The following is a 14,456-nucleotide window of genomic DNA, read 5'->3' on the forward strand; positions in this document are numbered from 1 at the left end:
AGCCATGACCACCGCCATGACCACCACCACCGACGTGCGCCCCGCACCGCGCGACGAGTCCGCCGAGATCCTCATCATCGGCTCCGGATTCGCCGGCCTCGGCATGGGCGCCCAGCTGCGGCGTCACGGCCGCGAGGACTTCCTCATCCTGGACCGCGCCCAGCAGGTCGGCGGGACCTGGAGGGACAACACCTACCCGGGTGCCGCGTGCGACGTCCCGAGCCACCTCTACAGCTTCTCCTTCGCGCCGAACCCGCAGTGGTCGGGCTTCTACACACCGGGTCCGGAGATCCAGGACTACCTCGTGCGCTTCTCCGAGGACGAGGGCCTCACCCCGCACCTGCGTCTCGGGGCGGACATGCTCGAAGCGCACTGGGACCCCGAGACGGAGCGGTGGACGGTGCGGACGCCGCGCGGGACCTACACGGGACGCTGGCTCATCATGGGCACCGGGCACCTCGCCGACCCCCGCCTGCCGGACGTCCCGGGTCTCGACGCCTTCGAGGGCGAGGTCATCCATTCCGCCCGCTGGGACCACACGGTGGACCTGAAGGGCAAGCGTGTCGCCGTCGTCGGCACCGGCGCCTCCGCGATCCAGGTCATCCCCGAGCTGGCGGCGACGGCGGCCGAGCTCTTCGTCTTCCAGCGCACCCCAGCGTGGGTCACCCCGCGCGTGGTCAAGCCGTACTCCGCGGCCGTGCGGCGCATGTTCGAGCGCGCCCCGCACACCATGCAGCGCGAGCGCGACGACATCTTCTGGTTCGCCGAGTCGAACTATGCCCAGCGCCGCGGTGTGCCGGCCGCGCTGGACCAGGTCCGGGCCCAGGCCCTCGGGCACCTGGCCGCCGCGGTCTCTGACCCCGAGCTCCGCGAGCGCCTCACGCCGCGGTACCTGCCGGGCTGCAAGCGTGTGCTCGTCTCCAACGACTACTACCCGGCCATGGCCCGGGACAACGTCACCCTGGAGGACAGCGCGCTGGACCGCGTCGAGGGGAGCCGGCTGTTCGGCGTGAGCGGTCACGGGTACGAGGTCGACGCCGTCGTCCTCTGCACCGGCTTCGAGGCGGCCCAGCCGCCGTTCGCGGACCGCGTCCACGACGGTGAGGGCCGCTCCCTGGCCGATCACTGGAGCAGCGGCATGGCGGCGTTCGACTCCACGGCCGTGGCGGGATTCCCGAATCTGTTCGCCATCAACGGGCCGAACACCTCGCTGGGGCACAACTCGATCGTCTACATCATCGAGTCGCAGATCGCGTACATCTTGGAGGCCCTGGACCGGGCGGAGCACGACGGGATCCGGACGATGGTCCCCGAGACACTCGCCCAGGAGGAGTACGTGGACCGTCTCCAGGAGCGGGCCGCCACCTCGGTGTGGCTCGTGGACGGCGGCTGCCACTCCTGGTACGTCGACCCCCGCTCGGGCAAGTTGACGCTGATCTGGCCCGACTACGCCTACGACTTCCGCGCCCGCAACGGCCACTTCACCGGGGAGGGCTTCCTCTCCTCGGCGAGCGGGGAGCCCGAGCCCATGCCGGTGCGCGAGCCCGAGCGATCGGTCGCGCTGATCTGAGCCGGCCCGCCCCGGGACAGGGGGTCGGGTGGGGCCGTCAGTAGACTGACCCCACCCGACCGTCGTCCTTCTGGAGGAGTCTGCGCATGCGCGTCCACATCGCCACCGACCACGCCGGCATGGAGCTGTCCGCCCACCTGGTGGAGCACCTCACCGCCGCCGGCTACGAGATGGTGGACCACGGACCCACCGAGTACGACGCGCAGGACGACTACCCGGGCTTCTGCATCAACGCCGCCCGCGCCGTCGTCGCCGACCGCGAGCAGGGAGTGGACTCCCTCGGCATCGTCCTCGGCGGCTCCGGCAACGGTGAGCAGATCGCCGCGAACAAGGTGCAGGGCGTCCGCGCCGCGCTGGCCTGGAACCTCAGCACCGCGAAGCTCGCCCGCGAGCACAACGACGCGAACGTCGTCGCCGTGGGCGGCCGGCAGCACAGCCTCGAGGAGGCCACCGCGATCATCGAGGCGTTCCTCGCCGAGCCCTTCAGCGAGGACGAGCGCCACGTGCGCCGCATCGGCAAGATCGCGCGCTACGAGGTGACCGGCGAGGTCGTGATGTGAGTGCCTGAGGGGCACTCCATCCACCGTCTCGCGCGGCAGTTCACCGACGTCTTCGGCGGCGAGACCCTGGGCGCCTCGAGCCCGCAGGGGCGGTTCACCGAGGGCGCGGCGCTGATCGACGGGCGCGTCCTCGAGCGCGCGTGGGCGCACGGCAAGCACTTCTTCGCCGACGTCGAGGACGGTCTGTCGCTCAACGTCCACCTCGGCATGTACGGGGCATGGACCTTCGGCGGGGACGAGACGTTCGCCGCAGCCTCGTCCATCGGCGCGCCGCGGCGCATCGGGGAGCGGGAGGTGCAGGGCGGCCCGGCCACATCCGGCCTCGCCCACGACGACGGCTGGGTCATCCCGCCGCCACCGGCCCCCACGGTGCGCTTGCGCCTGCGCTCCGCGCACGGCTGGGCGGATCTGATCGGGGCCGCGCAGTGCCGGCTGCTCACCGCCGACGAGGTGGAGCAGGTGACCGCGACGCTCGGTCCCGACCCCCTCAACGGTGACGACCCCACCCCCTTCCTGCGGCTCGCCGCCCGCACGAGGCGGCCGATCGGCGTCGTGCTCATGGACCAGTCGGCCGCGAGCGGGATCGGCAACATCTTCCGTGCCGAGGCCCTGTTCCGCGCCGGGATCGACCCGTGGAGACCCGCGAGGGACGTGGGGGAGGAGGCGCTGTGCGCCCTGTGGGACGACAACGCCGCGCTCATGCGCGAGGGCGTGCGTCTCGGACGCATCGTGACGACGCGCCCCGAGCACCGGCCCGGCGTTCCCGCCGAGGAGGCGTGGCCCGAGCATGCGACCTACGTCTACCACCGCCACGGCCGGCCGTGCCTGGTGTGCGGGCGGGATGCGATCGTGGTGGAAGAGATGGCCGCGCGGAAGCTGTACCGCTGCACCGTGTGCCAGACGTGACCGTGCCGAGGCCGACCGTCGTCCGTCCTGTGGGGCGGCGGTCGGCCCGCTCCGTCAGCGGGGCGTGTCGGCGCGCCGGCCGACCGGTCCGGCGGCCGCCCGCAGGGTGCGCTCCCCGCGGCGGGTGACGTAGGAGAACGCGTGCACCGGCTCGATGCCGCGCACGACGCGCGGATCGGGCACGGCCGCCGTCGGCAGCGGGGCCGGGTGCCAGTCGGCCTGCACGCGTTCCGGCGTGACGTCCACGCAGACCCAGCCGTGTCCGATCCCGTCCAGGTGCTTCACGTGGGGGTTCATGGCCTGGAGGGCGCCGGTGAGCTGACGGGTGCGTGTCACGCCGCCCACCGGGTCGGCCGTGCCGCCGCTGAACTCGAAGAAGCCGTCGCTGGAGACGGAGGGGCAGACGAACTCGACGCCGGTCGAGCGCTCGCCAGGGTCGGCGACCAGCTCGTTCGCCCGCGAGGAGTGGGTGTCGCCCGTGAGGACCACGGCGTCGGCACGCGCCTGGCACAGGGAGTCGACCATGTCCCGCTGCGCCGGTCGATAGCCGTCCCACTGGTCGGCGTTGACGATCGTCGCGCCTGACGCCCCGAGCGCGGCCCCGGGCCACAGCACCCGCGTCATCACGATCTGCTGGCCGATCGGGTGCCACAGCTCCGCGGCGCGGCGCACGCCGTCCTGCAGCCACCGGGTCCGGGCGGGCTCGGTGAGCACGCGGGCCGGATCCTCCATGACCGCGTCGGTCACCGGATTCCCCAGGGGCAGGAAGCCGCAGGCCCGGCGGGACCGGTTCTGGCGGGTGTCGGCGATGCTGAGCTGGGCGAGGTCGCCGAAGGGGAACCGGCGGAAGCAGCGGGTCCCCTCGTGCGGCACCGACTGGTCGGGCAGCCGCACCGGCGTCCACTCGAGGTAGGCCTGGAGCGCGGACGCCCTACGGGCCGCGTCGTCGCCCTCGCCCAGCTGGTGGTTCTGGGCGCCGTCGGCCCACGCGTCGCTCGTGATCTCGTGGTCGTCGACGATCGTGATCCAGGGAAGCGCCCGGTGCGCGGCCTGCTGGTCCGGGTCGGACTTCTGGAGGGCGTGGCGACGTCGGGGGCCGTCTGGGTGCGGCCGACCGGGCTGTGCTCGCCCCGCGCGCTGAACCGGTACCAGTAGCGCGTGCAGGGGCCCAGGCCGTCGACGTCGACCTTGACGGTGTGGTCGGAGGCGGCGCTCGTCTTGACGTGGCCGCGGCGAACCACGCGCTTCATGTCGGGGTCGCGGGCCACCTCCCTCTGCACCACGAGCGGCTTGCCCAGGCCCGAGCCGGGGGTGGCCGCCCGGCCTCCGCGGCCGGGATCGGGGGAGTGGCGCGGGTCCAGATGACCACGCGGTCCGCCAGGGGAACGCCGGAGGCCACGCCGTAGCCGAAGACGTCGGTGCGGGCGGGGGCCGTCGCCGCGGCGGCGTCGGCCTTCCGCAGGGTGATGGCGGCGGTGCCGGCGACGGCAGCGGCGCACTGGAGGAGACCGCGGCGGGAGACGGCGGAGACGAAGGAGAAGTCCATGGCGGCCGTTCTACGCGCGGGGTGCGATGACGGGGCGACCACGGCGTGAATGATGCAGGCCCACCGGGCGAACGGCGGGTGCCGCGCGCCCCTGCGGCACCGTCGTTCGCCTGGGATGGTGAACACCACCTCAAGCCACCGGTGACGTGAAGCCTGCGAAGGGGCGCGACCCCCCAGGTCAGCGGGGTATTCCTGGACGCAGAGGTGCCCAATTTGTTGTGCGGGGCTGTGCCTATACTCTTCTCGGCGTTGTCGGGAGGGCGGACCGGCTCTCAGTTGAAGCGCTGGCCCACCACCACCCGTACACCAGCAGAGGACTTCGCATGCCGCACCCGGCCACTCCTGTCTCCCGCTCTTCCGTCGTCCGCGGCCTGGCCTGGAGCGTGCCCGCCGTGGCTGCCGTCGCCGCGGCCCCGTTCGCCGCCGCGTCACCGAGCGTCGTGTACACGGTGGCGTTCGCCGCCTCCGGCGCCGGCACCGCCACCCCCGTCGCGACCACGCCGCCTGTGACGCCCGCTCCGCCCACGCTGCTCGTCGGTGTCGCGGCATCGAGCGGGGGCACCATCCGCGGTGCGGGCAGCGCCATCACGATTTCGGGCTCCACGACGGTGACCTTCACCTTCGACCGTGCGGTCACCAACATCACCTTCACCCTCTCCGGGATCAATGCCGTGCTGAACAGCGGCGCGAAGGGGTTCCAGGATGAGGTCGCGCTCACCCCGGCACCGACCAGGGCGACGCTCTCCAACGGCGCGACGGGCGCCGGCACCACCGCTTCGCCGTACACGGTCACTGCCGAGGGCGTGAACGGCACGGTGGCAGTGACCCTTGCCGGACCTATCCGCTCGTTCAGCCTGAAGCTCTCCTCGGCCCGTGGCTCGGCCACTCCCAGCATCGATCTGCTCAACATGCGGTTCAACGCGGCGGTCTGACCTGCGCGCCAAGCCGACGTCGGCTGGCCCGTCCTGAACCGGCGCACACGACGAGGGGCCCGGCACACTGTGCCGGGCCCCTCGTCGTGTGCGCCGGGCGGGGCCGCACTCAGCGCGCCGAGTGCTCCACCGGCTCTGCATGGTCCGCGCTCCGGCGCGTCAGGCTCGCGGCAAGCGTGAGCCCGAGCAGCACCAGCATGCCCAGGGGGATCACGGCGCCCGTGGCCGCGTTGACCCATCCGTCCCCGAAGGCGTTCGCCAGGTGCTTGGACGTGTACGCGAGAGCGGCCAGCGTGAGGCCGGCGACCGTCACCGCGGCGATCCGCAGCGCACGGTTCCGCGCCCCGGCCGTCACCGCGAGCACCGCGTAGAGGAACACGGGCCACCACACGAAGTGGTGCACCCAGCTGATGGGGGAGATCAGCAGCGGGACGGCACTGGTCAGGCCCAGGAGGACGATCCGGTCCTGTCCGCGCTCCCGCCGGAGCAGGACGGCCACGAGGCCGATCACCACGGCGACGCCGAGCAGCCACGGGAGCGTCTCGTGCTCCGTGAAGCGCGCGAGCATCCCGCGCACGGACGCGTTGTCGATGTAGTCGATCCCGCCCACGCGGGAGGGGTCCCGCAGGACCGAGGTCCAGAACCGCCAGGTGGGCTCCGGGGCCGCGAGGAAGCCGATGGCCTGCGTGGCCAGGAAGGCGCCTCCGGCCAGCAGGATGGTGCGGAACCGGCCCAGCATGAGGGGCAGCAGGAGGAGGGCCAGCGGGGTCAGCTTGATGCCGGCGGTCACGCCCACGGCGACGGCGAACCACGCCCACGGATGACGGCGCGAGGCGAGCGCGAGGTAGACCGAGGCCATGAGCACCACGTTGATCTGGCCATAGGTGAGCGTCTCACGGCCGGGCATGGCGAGGAGCGCCACGACGGTGAGCACCCAGGCGGGCACCCGCCACCGGGGCAGGGCCGCGCGCAGGCGTCCGGTCAGGTCGCGGCTGACCAGGTGCATCAGCACGGCGGTGAGCACCGTCAGCACGCCGAGGGAGACGGGCAGCGGGACCAGGGTCAGCGGGGTGAACAGCAGGGCCGCGAAGGTGGGGTATGTGAACGGCAGCCCCGGATCGCCCACCGGGCCCAGGATCGGGGCGTAGAGGTCCGCCTCCGGGTCCAGCAGGGCCAGGCCGCCCTCGCGGTACACGGCGAGGTCGAGCCCGCTCCCCGGCGTGAGGAGGACGGTGAGCAGGGCGGCGGCGACGGGGATCGCCCAGGCCGCGGCACGGGCGGCCGGGGAGGACGGCGCGGGGGCGGTGTGCCGGTGGGACACGATCGGGTGCTCCTTCGCTCGGATCGGCTCACGACCTGGGCGGAGGACGCCGACATGAAGAAGTCCCGGTCGCCGCCGTGGAGATGACGGCGGACCGGGACGGACGAGGGGATGACGGGAATCGAACCCGCGTAGCCAGTTTGGAAGACTGGGGCTCTACCATTGAGCTACATCCCCGGGCCATCCGCGAGGATCGCGGACCAGCGCCAGCCAGACTAGCACGGAGGCGCCATGCCGCTTCGTCCCCCCTCACCCGGTGCCGCCGCCCGCGGCCTCCGCTCCGTCGTCCCCGTCCGGCGCCGCCTGCCGCTCGCCGGTCGCACCGTGCTCGTCACCGGTGCCGGCTCCGGGATCGGCCGCCTCATGGCCCTCGGTGCGGCGGAGCGGGGCGCGGCCCGCGTGCTCGTGTGGGATCGGGACGAGGCGGCCGCGCTCGCCGTCGCGCAGGAGGCCACGTCCCGGGGCGCCCAGGGCGTCGCCGAGCGGATCGACGTCACGGACGCCCCCGCCGTCGCCGCGGCCGCCGAGCGCGCGGGCGAGGTGGACGTGGCCGTCAACAACGCGGGCGTCGTGACCGGCGCGCGCCTCGAGGACGCCACGGAGGAGGGGATCCGCCGCACCTTCGAGGTGAACGCGCTGGCTCCCTATTGGCTCACCCGCGCGGTGCTCCCCGGGATGCGGGCGCGGGGGCGCGGGGCGATCGTCACGGTGGCCTCGGCCGCCGGGCTCGTGGGCGTCGCCCGGCAGACCGACTACTCGGCCTCCAAGCACGCCGCCGTCGGCTTCGCCGAGTCGCTGGGCGCCGAGCTCCGCAAGGAGGGCAGCCCCGTCACCTCGCTCGTCGTGTGCCCGTACTACGTCAGCACCGGCATGTTCGACGGCGTCCGCACCCGCACCCCCGCGCTCCTGCCGATCCTGCGGCCGGAGGCGGTGGCCGACGCGGTGCTGGACGCGGTGGAGGCGGGCCGCCGTCGGCTCCTCCTGCCCCGGGCCGTGGGGCTCATCGCCCCCCTGCGCGCCCTGCCCGGCGGCGCCTTCGACGCCGCCATGGACGTCCTCGGCGTCAATGCCACCATGGACGCGTTCACGGGCCGGTCGGCGCCGACGGCTCCGCCCCCGGTTTTCGCCCCGGACCGCGCGGCGCGCTAGGATTCCACAGTCTGCCCTGCAGGCAGCGTCTCGGGTTCCCGGCGTGCGATCGCGTGAGCCCGACCGGCGTCATCTCCAGACGACGGGGTGTAGCTCAGCTTGGTAGAGCGCGCGCTTTGGGAGCGTGAGGCCGCAGGTTCAAATCCTGTCACCCCGACACTGTCGTCACATCCATCCGTCATCCAGTGCAACAGGAGCCATCCGTGGTCAAGTCCACCGCAGAGAACCTCAGCCCGACCCGCGTCAAGCTGACCGTCGAGGTGCCGTTCGAGGAGGTGAAGCCCGCGCTGGACAAGGCGTTCAAGGACATCGCCCAGCAGGTCCAGATCCCCGGCTTCCGTGCCGGCAAGGTCCCCGCGCGCATGATCGAGCAGCGCTTCGGACTCGAGGCCGTGGTGGACCAGGCCGTCAACGAGGGCCTGAACACGTGGTTCACGCAGGCCGTCTCGGAGGCCGAGGTCACCCCGATCTCCCGCCCCGAGGTGGACGTGACCGCCTCCCCGGACTCCGCGAACCGCGAGGCCCCGGTGGCCTTCACCGCCGAGTTCGACGTGCGCCCCACCATCGAGCTGCCCGACTACAAGGGCCTCAAGGTCACCGTGGAGCCCGCCGCCGCCTCGGAGGAGGACGAGCAGAGGGCCCTCGACGCCCTGCGAGCCCGCTTCGGCACCCTCAAGGACGTGGACCGTCCCGCGGGCAAGGACGACTTCGTCACCGTCTCGCTGACCGCCATCGTGGACGGCGAGCAGGTCGACCAGGCCGAGGGCCTCTCCTACCAGGTGGGCGCCGGCACCATGCTCGACGGCATCGACGAGGCCCTCGACGGCCTGTCCGCCGGCGAGGACGCCACCTTCGAGACCACCCTCAACGGCGGCGAGCACGACGGCCGCACCGCCACCGTGAAGGTGCAGCTCACCGCCGTGAAGGACCGCGAGCTGCCCGAGGCCGACGACGACTTCGCCCAGCTGGCCTCCGAGTTCGACACGATCGAGGAGCTGAAGGCCGACCTCAAGAAGAAGGCCGCCGAGGACGCCGTGACCCGTCAGGGCGTCGAGGCGCGCGACAAGGTCCTCGAGGAGCTGGGCAAGCTCGTCGAGGTGCCCGTGCCGGACGGCGTGATCGCAGAGCAGCTCGAGCAGCACTTCTCCGCGGGCGGCCACGAGTCCGGTGACGACCACGACACCCCGGAGCACCGCGCCGAGCTGGAGAAGAACACCCGCGAGGCGTTCGCCAACGAGGTCCTCCTCGACGAGGTCGCCGAGGCAGAGTCCGTGACCGTGGACCAGGGCGAGCTGATCGAGTACATCATCGCCACGTCCTCCGAGTACGGCATGGACCCGAACCAGTTCGCCATGATGCTCGACCAGGCTGGCCAGATCCCGATGATCATGGGCGAGGTCCGCCGCCGCAAGGCGCTGGCCGAGGTGCTCAAGCACGCCGAGGTCACCGACACCGAGGGCAACGCCGTGGACCTCACGGCGTTCGTGACCCCGGGCGGCGCCGACGCCGTGGAGGCCCCGGTGGAGGACGCCCCCGCCGAGGAGCAGCCGGCCGAGAAGCCCGCGAAGAAGGCCCCGGCCAAGAAGGCGGCCGCCAAGAAGGACGAGGCGAAGAAGGACGAGGCGAAGAAGGACGAGGCCGCGGCCGAGTCCGAGGAGCCCACCGAGGCCTGATCCTCCTGCGGGCCCGTGCCCGCCGTGCACCGGCGCCCCCGTCCCCTGTGGACGGGGGCGCCGGTGCGTCCGCCGCCGGGCGGCGTCGTCGACCTGCGCCAACAGCGAAACGCCCCCGGCACGTCCTCGCGCGGCGAGGGCGCCCGGATAGTGTCGACCTCGATCAGGGACCCGTCTCCGCGCCCGAAGCGGCGCACGGACGGGGGCCAGCGAAGCATCTCGACAGGAAGGCAGCAGTGATGACTGACATCACCCCCCGCATGACCTCGGTGGATCCCGAGCAGCGCGAGGACTACCTCTACAAGCGGCTGCTGCAGGAGCGCATCGTCTGGCTCGGTTCGGACGTGCGCGACGACAACGCGAACGCGATCTGCTCCCAGCTGCTCCTGCTCTCCGCGGAGGACCCGGAGAAGGACATCTACCTGTACATCAACTCGCCGGGCGGCTCCGTCACGGCGGGCATGGCGATCTACGACACCATGCAGTACATCCCGAACGACGTCGTGACCGTGGCCACCGGCCTCGCGGCGTCGATGGGCCAGTTCCTGCTCGCATCGGGCGCGAAGGGCAAGCGCTACGCGACCCCTCATGCCCGCATCCTCATGCACCAGCCCTCGGGCGGCATCGGCGGCACGGAGTCGGACATCCGCATCCAGGCACAGCTCATCCTGCACATGAAGCGGGTCATGGCCGAGCTCACCGCGGAGCAGACCGGCCAGTCCGTCGAGACCATCCTCGAGGACAATGCGCGTGACAAGTGGTTCACCGCCGCGGAGGCCCGGGAGTACGGCTTCATCGACCACATCGCCGAGCGGGCGTCGTCCGTGTCCGGCGGCGGCGGCGTCCAGGGCTGACTCCTTCCGCTCCCGGCCCCATCCAGACCCTCTCGAGGAGACCTTCCATGACCCCGTTCCCCGCCGGGCTCCCCACCGGGACGCCCTCCGCCACCGCTCCCAGCGCCCGCTACATCCTGCCGCAGTTCGAGGAGCGCACTCCCTACGGCTTCAAGCGCCAGGACCCCTACGCCAAGCTCTTCGAGGACCGCATCGTCTTCCTGGGCTCGCAGGTGGACGACGCGTCGGCCGACGACGTGATGGCGCAGCTGCTCGTCCTCGAGGCGATGGACTCCGAGCGTGACATCACGCTCTACATCAACTCCCCGGGCGGCTCGTTCACGGCCATGACGGCGATCTACGACACCATGCAGTTCATCCGGCCCGAGGTGCAGACCGTGTGCCTCGGCCAGGCTGCCTCCGCCGCGGCGGTGCTGCTGGCCGCCGGCGCCCCCGGCAAGCGCCTCGCGCTGCCCAACGCCCGCGTGCTGATCCACCAGCCGGCGATGCAGGGCGACCAGGGCACGGCCACGGACCTGGAGATCCACGCGCAGGAGATCAACCGCATGCGCGTCTGGATGGAGCAGACCCTGGCCTCGCTCACCAACCGGACCCCGGAGGAGGTCTCCCGGGACATCGACCGGGACAAGTTCCTCTCGGCCGACCAGGCCCTCGAGTACGGCCTGGTCGACGAGGTGCTCCCCTCCCGCAAGATCACCCGTCCGTCCGCCTGAGCCGACCGTCACGAGGGTCCGCCGCCGCATCGCGGGCGGGCCCTCGCGGCGTCCCGGGTGTCCGCCCCTTAACGCGTCCGGGTCCCCGCGTATCCTGGAGCGAGTCCGACAACGGAGTCGTCCGCCACGGGACACGACGCCGTCCATCCCGCCCATCTCGAGGAGACCACCATGGCGCGTATCGGAGAGAGCGCGGATCTGCTGAAGTGCTCGTTCTGCGGCAAGAGCCAGAAGCAGGTCCGCAAGCTCATCGCCGGCCCGGGGGTCTACATCTGCGACGAGTGCATCGAGCTCTGCAACGAGATCATCGAGGAGGAGCTGGGGGAGGCCGCCGAGTCGGACGAGCTGGTGCTCCCCACGCCGCAGGAGATCTTCGACCACCTGGAGCAGTTCGTGGTGGGTCAGGAGGCGGCCAAGCGCTCCCTCGCGGTGGCCGTCTACAACCACTACAAGCGCGTGCGCAGCCCGCAGGACCGCGGGGCGGACCTCGCGGAGCGGCTGTCGGGGCATGACGACCTGGCGGACGTGGAGATCGGCAAGTCCAACATCCTCATGGTCGGGCCCACGGGCTCCGGCAAGACCTACCTGGCCCAGACCCTCGCGCGGAAGCTGAACGTGCCCTTCGCCGTCGCGGACGCCACGAGCCTCACCGAGGCCGGCTACGTGGGCGAGGACGTGGAGAACATCCTCCTCAAGCTCATCCAGGCCGCGGATCACGACGTGAAGCGCGCCGAGCAGGGGATCATCTACATCGACGAGATCGACAAGATCTCCCGCAAGTCCGAGAACCCCTCCATCACCCGGGACGTCTCGGGCGAGGGCGTGCAGCAGGCGCTCCTGAAGATCCTCGAGGGCACGGTGGCCTCCGTGCCGCCGCAGGGCGGTCGCAAGCACCCGCACCAGGAGTTCCTGCAGATCGACACGTCCAACGTCCTGTTCATCGTCGCCGGCGCCTTCGCCGGGCTGGACGAGATCATCGGCTCCCGGGCCGGCCGCAAGGGGATCGGGTTCGGCGCGCCGCTGAACCACCTGGGGGCGGGGGAGACCTCCTACGCGGACGTCCGCCCGGAGGACCTCCTCAAGTTCGGCCTCATCCCGGAGTTCATCGGCCGCCTGCCCGTCATCACCACGGTGGAGGACCTCACGCGGGAGCAGCTCGTCCGCGTCCTCACCGAGCCGAAGAACGCCCTGCTGAAGCAGTACCGGAAGATGTTCCTCATGGACGGCGTCGAGCTGGAGTTCGAGCCGGACGCGCTCGAGGCCGTCGTCGAGCTGGCCGAGGCCCGCGGCACCGGCGCACGAGGGCTGCGCTCCATCATGGAGAACGTCCTCAAGCCCGTGATGTTCGAGCTGCCCTCCCGCACGGACGTCGGGACCGTGGTGGTCACCGGGGACGCCGTGCGCGGAGACGCCGAGCCCCTGCTCATCCCGGCCGAGGTGGAGCGCCGCCGCCGCGGCCGCAGCGCCTGACGGCACCGCCTGACCCACCGCGTCCGCACCGCAGCACCGTTACCGAGAGAGGCCCCTCATGACCGAGACCCCGCAGACCCCCGTCGTCGACTTCTACTTCGACCCCACGTGCCCGTTCGCCTGGATCACCTCCCGCTGGATGCTCGAGGTCGAGCAGGTCCGGGACGTCGAGGTGCGCTTCCACCAGATGTCCCTCTACATGCTCAACGAGGGCCGCGAGCTGGACCCGGACTACCGCCGCCACACGGACGAGGGGCTCATCCCCGGCCGCGCCACCCTGCACGTGGGCACCGAGCGCCCCGAGCTGCTCGCCGACTGGTACACGGCGCTGGGCACCCGCATCCACGAGCAGGGGAACAAGGACTACGAGGCGGTCATCGCCGAGGCCGCCGAGGAGCTCGGCTTGGACACCACCGCCGTCCTGGAGTCCACCCGCACCGACGCCGCCGACGATCACCTCCGCGAGGCGCAGCGCAGGGCCGAGGAGCTGGTGGGGAACGACGTCGGCACCCCGGTCGTGGCCCTCGAGGGGACCGCGTTCTTCGGCCCCGTGATGACCCGCATCGCGCGCGGCGAGCAGGCCGGCCGCATCTTCGACGGCGCCGTGGCGCTGGCCGAGTTCCCGTACTTCTACGAGCTCAAGCGCGCCCGCACGACGAGCCCCGAGTTCGACTGATCCTGGGGCTCCTGCCGCGGAGCACCGCAGGCCCGGCAGCTGCTCCCTCGAGCAGAGGTCGGGCCTGCGGCGTGTGCGGGGTCCTCGCGGGCCTCAGAGCGCCCGGGCGATCCGTCCCGCCGAACGGATCATCGGGATCTGCAGGGGCAGGCGGCCGAAGGCCATGGCGCGGAAGGGGGCCGAGGCGTGCCGGGCCCGCCAGGCCATCCACATGTTGCCCGGCCACACGGCCACGAACAGCGCCTGGGCGGCGCGCGCCCCCACCCTCCGCGTCCTGGGGGCGGCGAGCAGCCCGGCCACCGCCAGCTCGGCCACACCCGAGCCGAGGGTCCACGCCCGCGCGGAGCCGGGCAGAGCCGGCGGGATGAGGCCGTCGAACATCTCGGGCTTCACGAAGTGCAGCACGCCCATGCCGGCGAGCACGCCGGCGGTGCGGCGGGCGGTGCGGTGCGCGCCGGCGGACCCGCGGCGCGGATCCGGCGGCGGGGTGGCGGTGGGGCGGGGAAGGAGTCGCATGCGGCCAGTCTCCCGCATCAGACCGCCCCGGCCGCTCACGCCGCCCCGAGCCACACGAGCTGCGCCCCGGCGTGGCCCGCCTGGATCGCGACGACCACGCCCGCGAGGGCGGCCACGAGGGTGAGCACGGCCAGCACGGTGTGGACGACGGGTCGATTCTCACCGAACGCCCGCGTCGCCACGGGGGAGCGGTGCCAGAAGAGAGCCACGTGGACCGCGAGGAGCATGAGGGTGAGCAAGGCCAGGTTGCGCGTCATCTCCCCGAGCTGGGCATGCTGCTCCAGCAGCGCCGAGCTCTCGCCGAGCCGTGCCTCCAGGTCCTCCCCTGACCACGTGGCGAACCACGAGCCGAGTGCGGCCAGCAGGGCCAGGCCGAGGGTGAAGGGGGCGGACCACTGGAACCAGCGGCGCAAGACCAGGGTCGGGACCGTCAGGAGTGCGACGAGGGGGATCAGCACGACGGGCAGGTGGACGAGGAGCGGGTGCAGGGGGAGGCCGTTCATGCGGGCGACGATATGCAAGGTCCGCGTCCGTTCCGGAGGAGGGGATCCCGCCCTCACCCGGTGTGAC

At 72.2% G+C, this 14,456-nt stretch carries 15 protein-coding genes, 2 tRNA genes and 1 pseudogene; 11 read left to right on the forward strand and 7 right to left on the reverse strand.

Translation table 11 applies throughout. The features are described 5' to 3' along the window. Positions 1-4: 4 nt before the first annotated feature. From LG274_RS01180 to LG274_RS01190, 3 genes are all read left to right on the forward strand, one after another. Positions 5-1,570: a flavin-containing monooxygenase gene (locus LG274_RS01180; RefSeq protein ID WP_404464897.1), complete on the forward strand. Its 1,566-nt coding sequence runs from the start codon at positions 5-7 to the stop codon at positions 1,568-1,570. 86 nt (positions 1,571-1,656) lie between these two features. Continuing rightward, entirely contained in the window at positions 1,657-2,130 is a 474-nt protein-coding gene (locus tag LG274_RS01185; protein ID WP_248114986.1) for a ribose-5-phosphate isomerase, read from the forward strand. Beyond that, the gene (locus LG274_RS01190; RefSeq protein WP_298713388.1) at positions 2,131-3,036 is read left to right on the forward strand and encodes an Fpg/Nei family DNA glycosylase; all 906 of its coding nucleotides are present in this window, start codon (positions 2,131-2,133) and stop codon (positions 3,034-3,036) included. Between the two features lie 54 nt (positions 3,037-3,090). On the opposite strand, the gene LG274_RS01195 is transcribed toward LG274_RS01190, so the two are convergent. The 3 genes and pseudogenes from LG274_RS01195 to LG274_RS01205 form a co-directional block, all read right to left on the reverse strand. After that, positions 3,091-4,200 (reverse strand): alkaline phosphatase D family protein, encoded by a 1,110-nt coding sequence (locus LG274_RS01195; RefSeq protein ID WP_404465963.1) that lies wholly within the window; start codon positions 4,198-4,200, stop codon positions 3,091-3,093. Continuing rightward, a pseudogene (locus LG274_RS01200) lies at positions 4,194-4,286 on the reverse strand (hypothetical protein); the annotation flags it as partial. The gene LG274_RS01195 and the pseudogene LG274_RS01200, both read right to left, overlap by 7 nt. After that, positions 4,283-4,582, reverse strand: a complete 300-nt coding sequence (locus tag LG274_RS01205; protein ID WP_404466085.1) for a hypothetical protein — start codon at positions 4,580-4,582, stop codon at positions 4,283-4,285. The pseudogene LG274_RS01200 and the gene LG274_RS01205, both read right to left, overlap by 4 nt. Before the next feature lie 392 nt (positions 4,583-4,974). Here LG274_RS01205 and LG274_RS01210 point away from each other — a divergent pair, with 392 nt between their 5' ends. Then, positions 4,975-5,514 (forward strand): hypothetical protein, encoded by a 540-nt coding sequence (locus LG274_RS01210; protein WP_404464900.1) that lies wholly within the window; start codon positions 4,975-4,977, stop codon positions 5,512-5,514. Between the two features lie 109 nt (positions 5,515-5,623). Here the strand turns inward: LG274_RS01210 and LG274_RS01215 are convergent, their stop codons facing one another. After that, positions 5,624-6,835, reverse strand: a complete 1,212-nt coding sequence (locus tag LG274_RS01215) for a glycosyltransferase 87 family protein (protein WP_404464902.1) — start codon at positions 6,833-6,835, stop codon at positions 5,624-5,626. A gap of 106 nt (positions 6,836-6,941) precedes the next feature. Further along, positions 6,942-7,012, reverse strand: a tRNA-Gly gene (locus LG274_RS01220). Positions 7,013-7,066: 54 nt separating this feature from the next. Here LG274_RS01220 and LG274_RS01225 point away from each other — a divergent pair. From LG274_RS01225 to LG274_RS01255, 7 genes are all read left to right on the forward strand, one after another. Further along, positions 7,067-7,984, forward strand: coding sequence for an SDR family oxidoreductase (locus LG274_RS01225; protein WP_404464904.1), 918 nt, complete (start codon positions 7,067-7,069; stop codon positions 7,982-7,984). 83 nt (positions 7,985-8,067) lie between these two features. Continuing rightward, a tRNA-Pro gene (locus LG274_RS01230) sits at positions 8,068-8,141 on the forward strand. A 46-nt stretch (positions 8,142-8,187) separates the two neighbouring features. After that, complete coding sequence (gene tig, locus LG274_RS01235) at positions 8,188-9,657, forward strand: trigger factor (RefSeq protein WP_404464906.1); 1,470 nt, start codon at positions 8,188-8,190, stop codon at positions 9,655-9,657. 260 nt (positions 9,658-9,917) lie between these two features. Continuing rightward, positions 9,918-10,511 (forward strand): ClpP family protease, encoded by a 594-nt coding sequence (locus tag LG274_RS01240; protein WP_248115310.1) that lies wholly within the window; start codon positions 9,918-9,920, stop codon positions 10,509-10,511. 47 nt (positions 10,512-10,558) lie between these two features. Beyond that, entirely contained in the window at positions 10,559-11,224 is a 666-nt protein-coding gene (locus LG274_RS01245) for an ATP-dependent Clp protease proteolytic subunit (RefSeq protein WP_248114972.1), read from the forward strand. Between the two features lie 171 nt (positions 11,225-11,395). Continuing rightward, positions 11,396-12,694, forward strand: coding sequence for an ATP-dependent Clp protease ATP-binding subunit ClpX (clpX, locus tag LG274_RS01250; protein WP_298713402.1), 1,299 nt, complete (start codon positions 11,396-11,398; stop codon positions 12,692-12,694). 58 nt (positions 12,695-12,752) lie between these two features. Next, positions 12,753-13,370, forward strand: coding sequence for a DsbA family protein (locus LG274_RS01255; RefSeq protein WP_404464909.1), 618 nt, complete (start codon positions 12,753-12,755; stop codon positions 13,368-13,370). Positions 13,371-13,463: 93 nt separating this feature from the next. Here LG274_RS01255 and LG274_RS01260 read toward each other — a convergent pair whose 3' ends face one another. Both LG274_RS01260 and LG274_RS01265 read right to left on the reverse strand, forming a co-directional pair. Next, positions 13,464-13,781, reverse strand: coding sequence for a hypothetical protein (locus LG274_RS01260; RefSeq protein ID WP_404465966.1), 318 nt, complete (start codon positions 13,779-13,781; stop codon positions 13,464-13,466). Between the two features lie 140 nt (positions 13,782-13,921). Then, the gene (locus tag LG274_RS01265) at positions 13,922-14,389 is read right to left on the reverse strand and encodes a DUF2231 domain-containing protein (RefSeq protein ID WP_404464911.1); all 468 of its coding nucleotides are present in this window, start codon (positions 14,387-14,389) and stop codon (positions 13,922-13,924) included. Between the last annotated feature and the right edge of the window lie 67 nt (positions 14,390-14,456).

It is taken from the genome of Micrococcus antarcticus (assembly GCF_044872765.1).
Lineage (GTDB): Bacteria > Actinomycetota > Actinomycetes > Actinomycetales > Micrococcaceae > Micrococcus.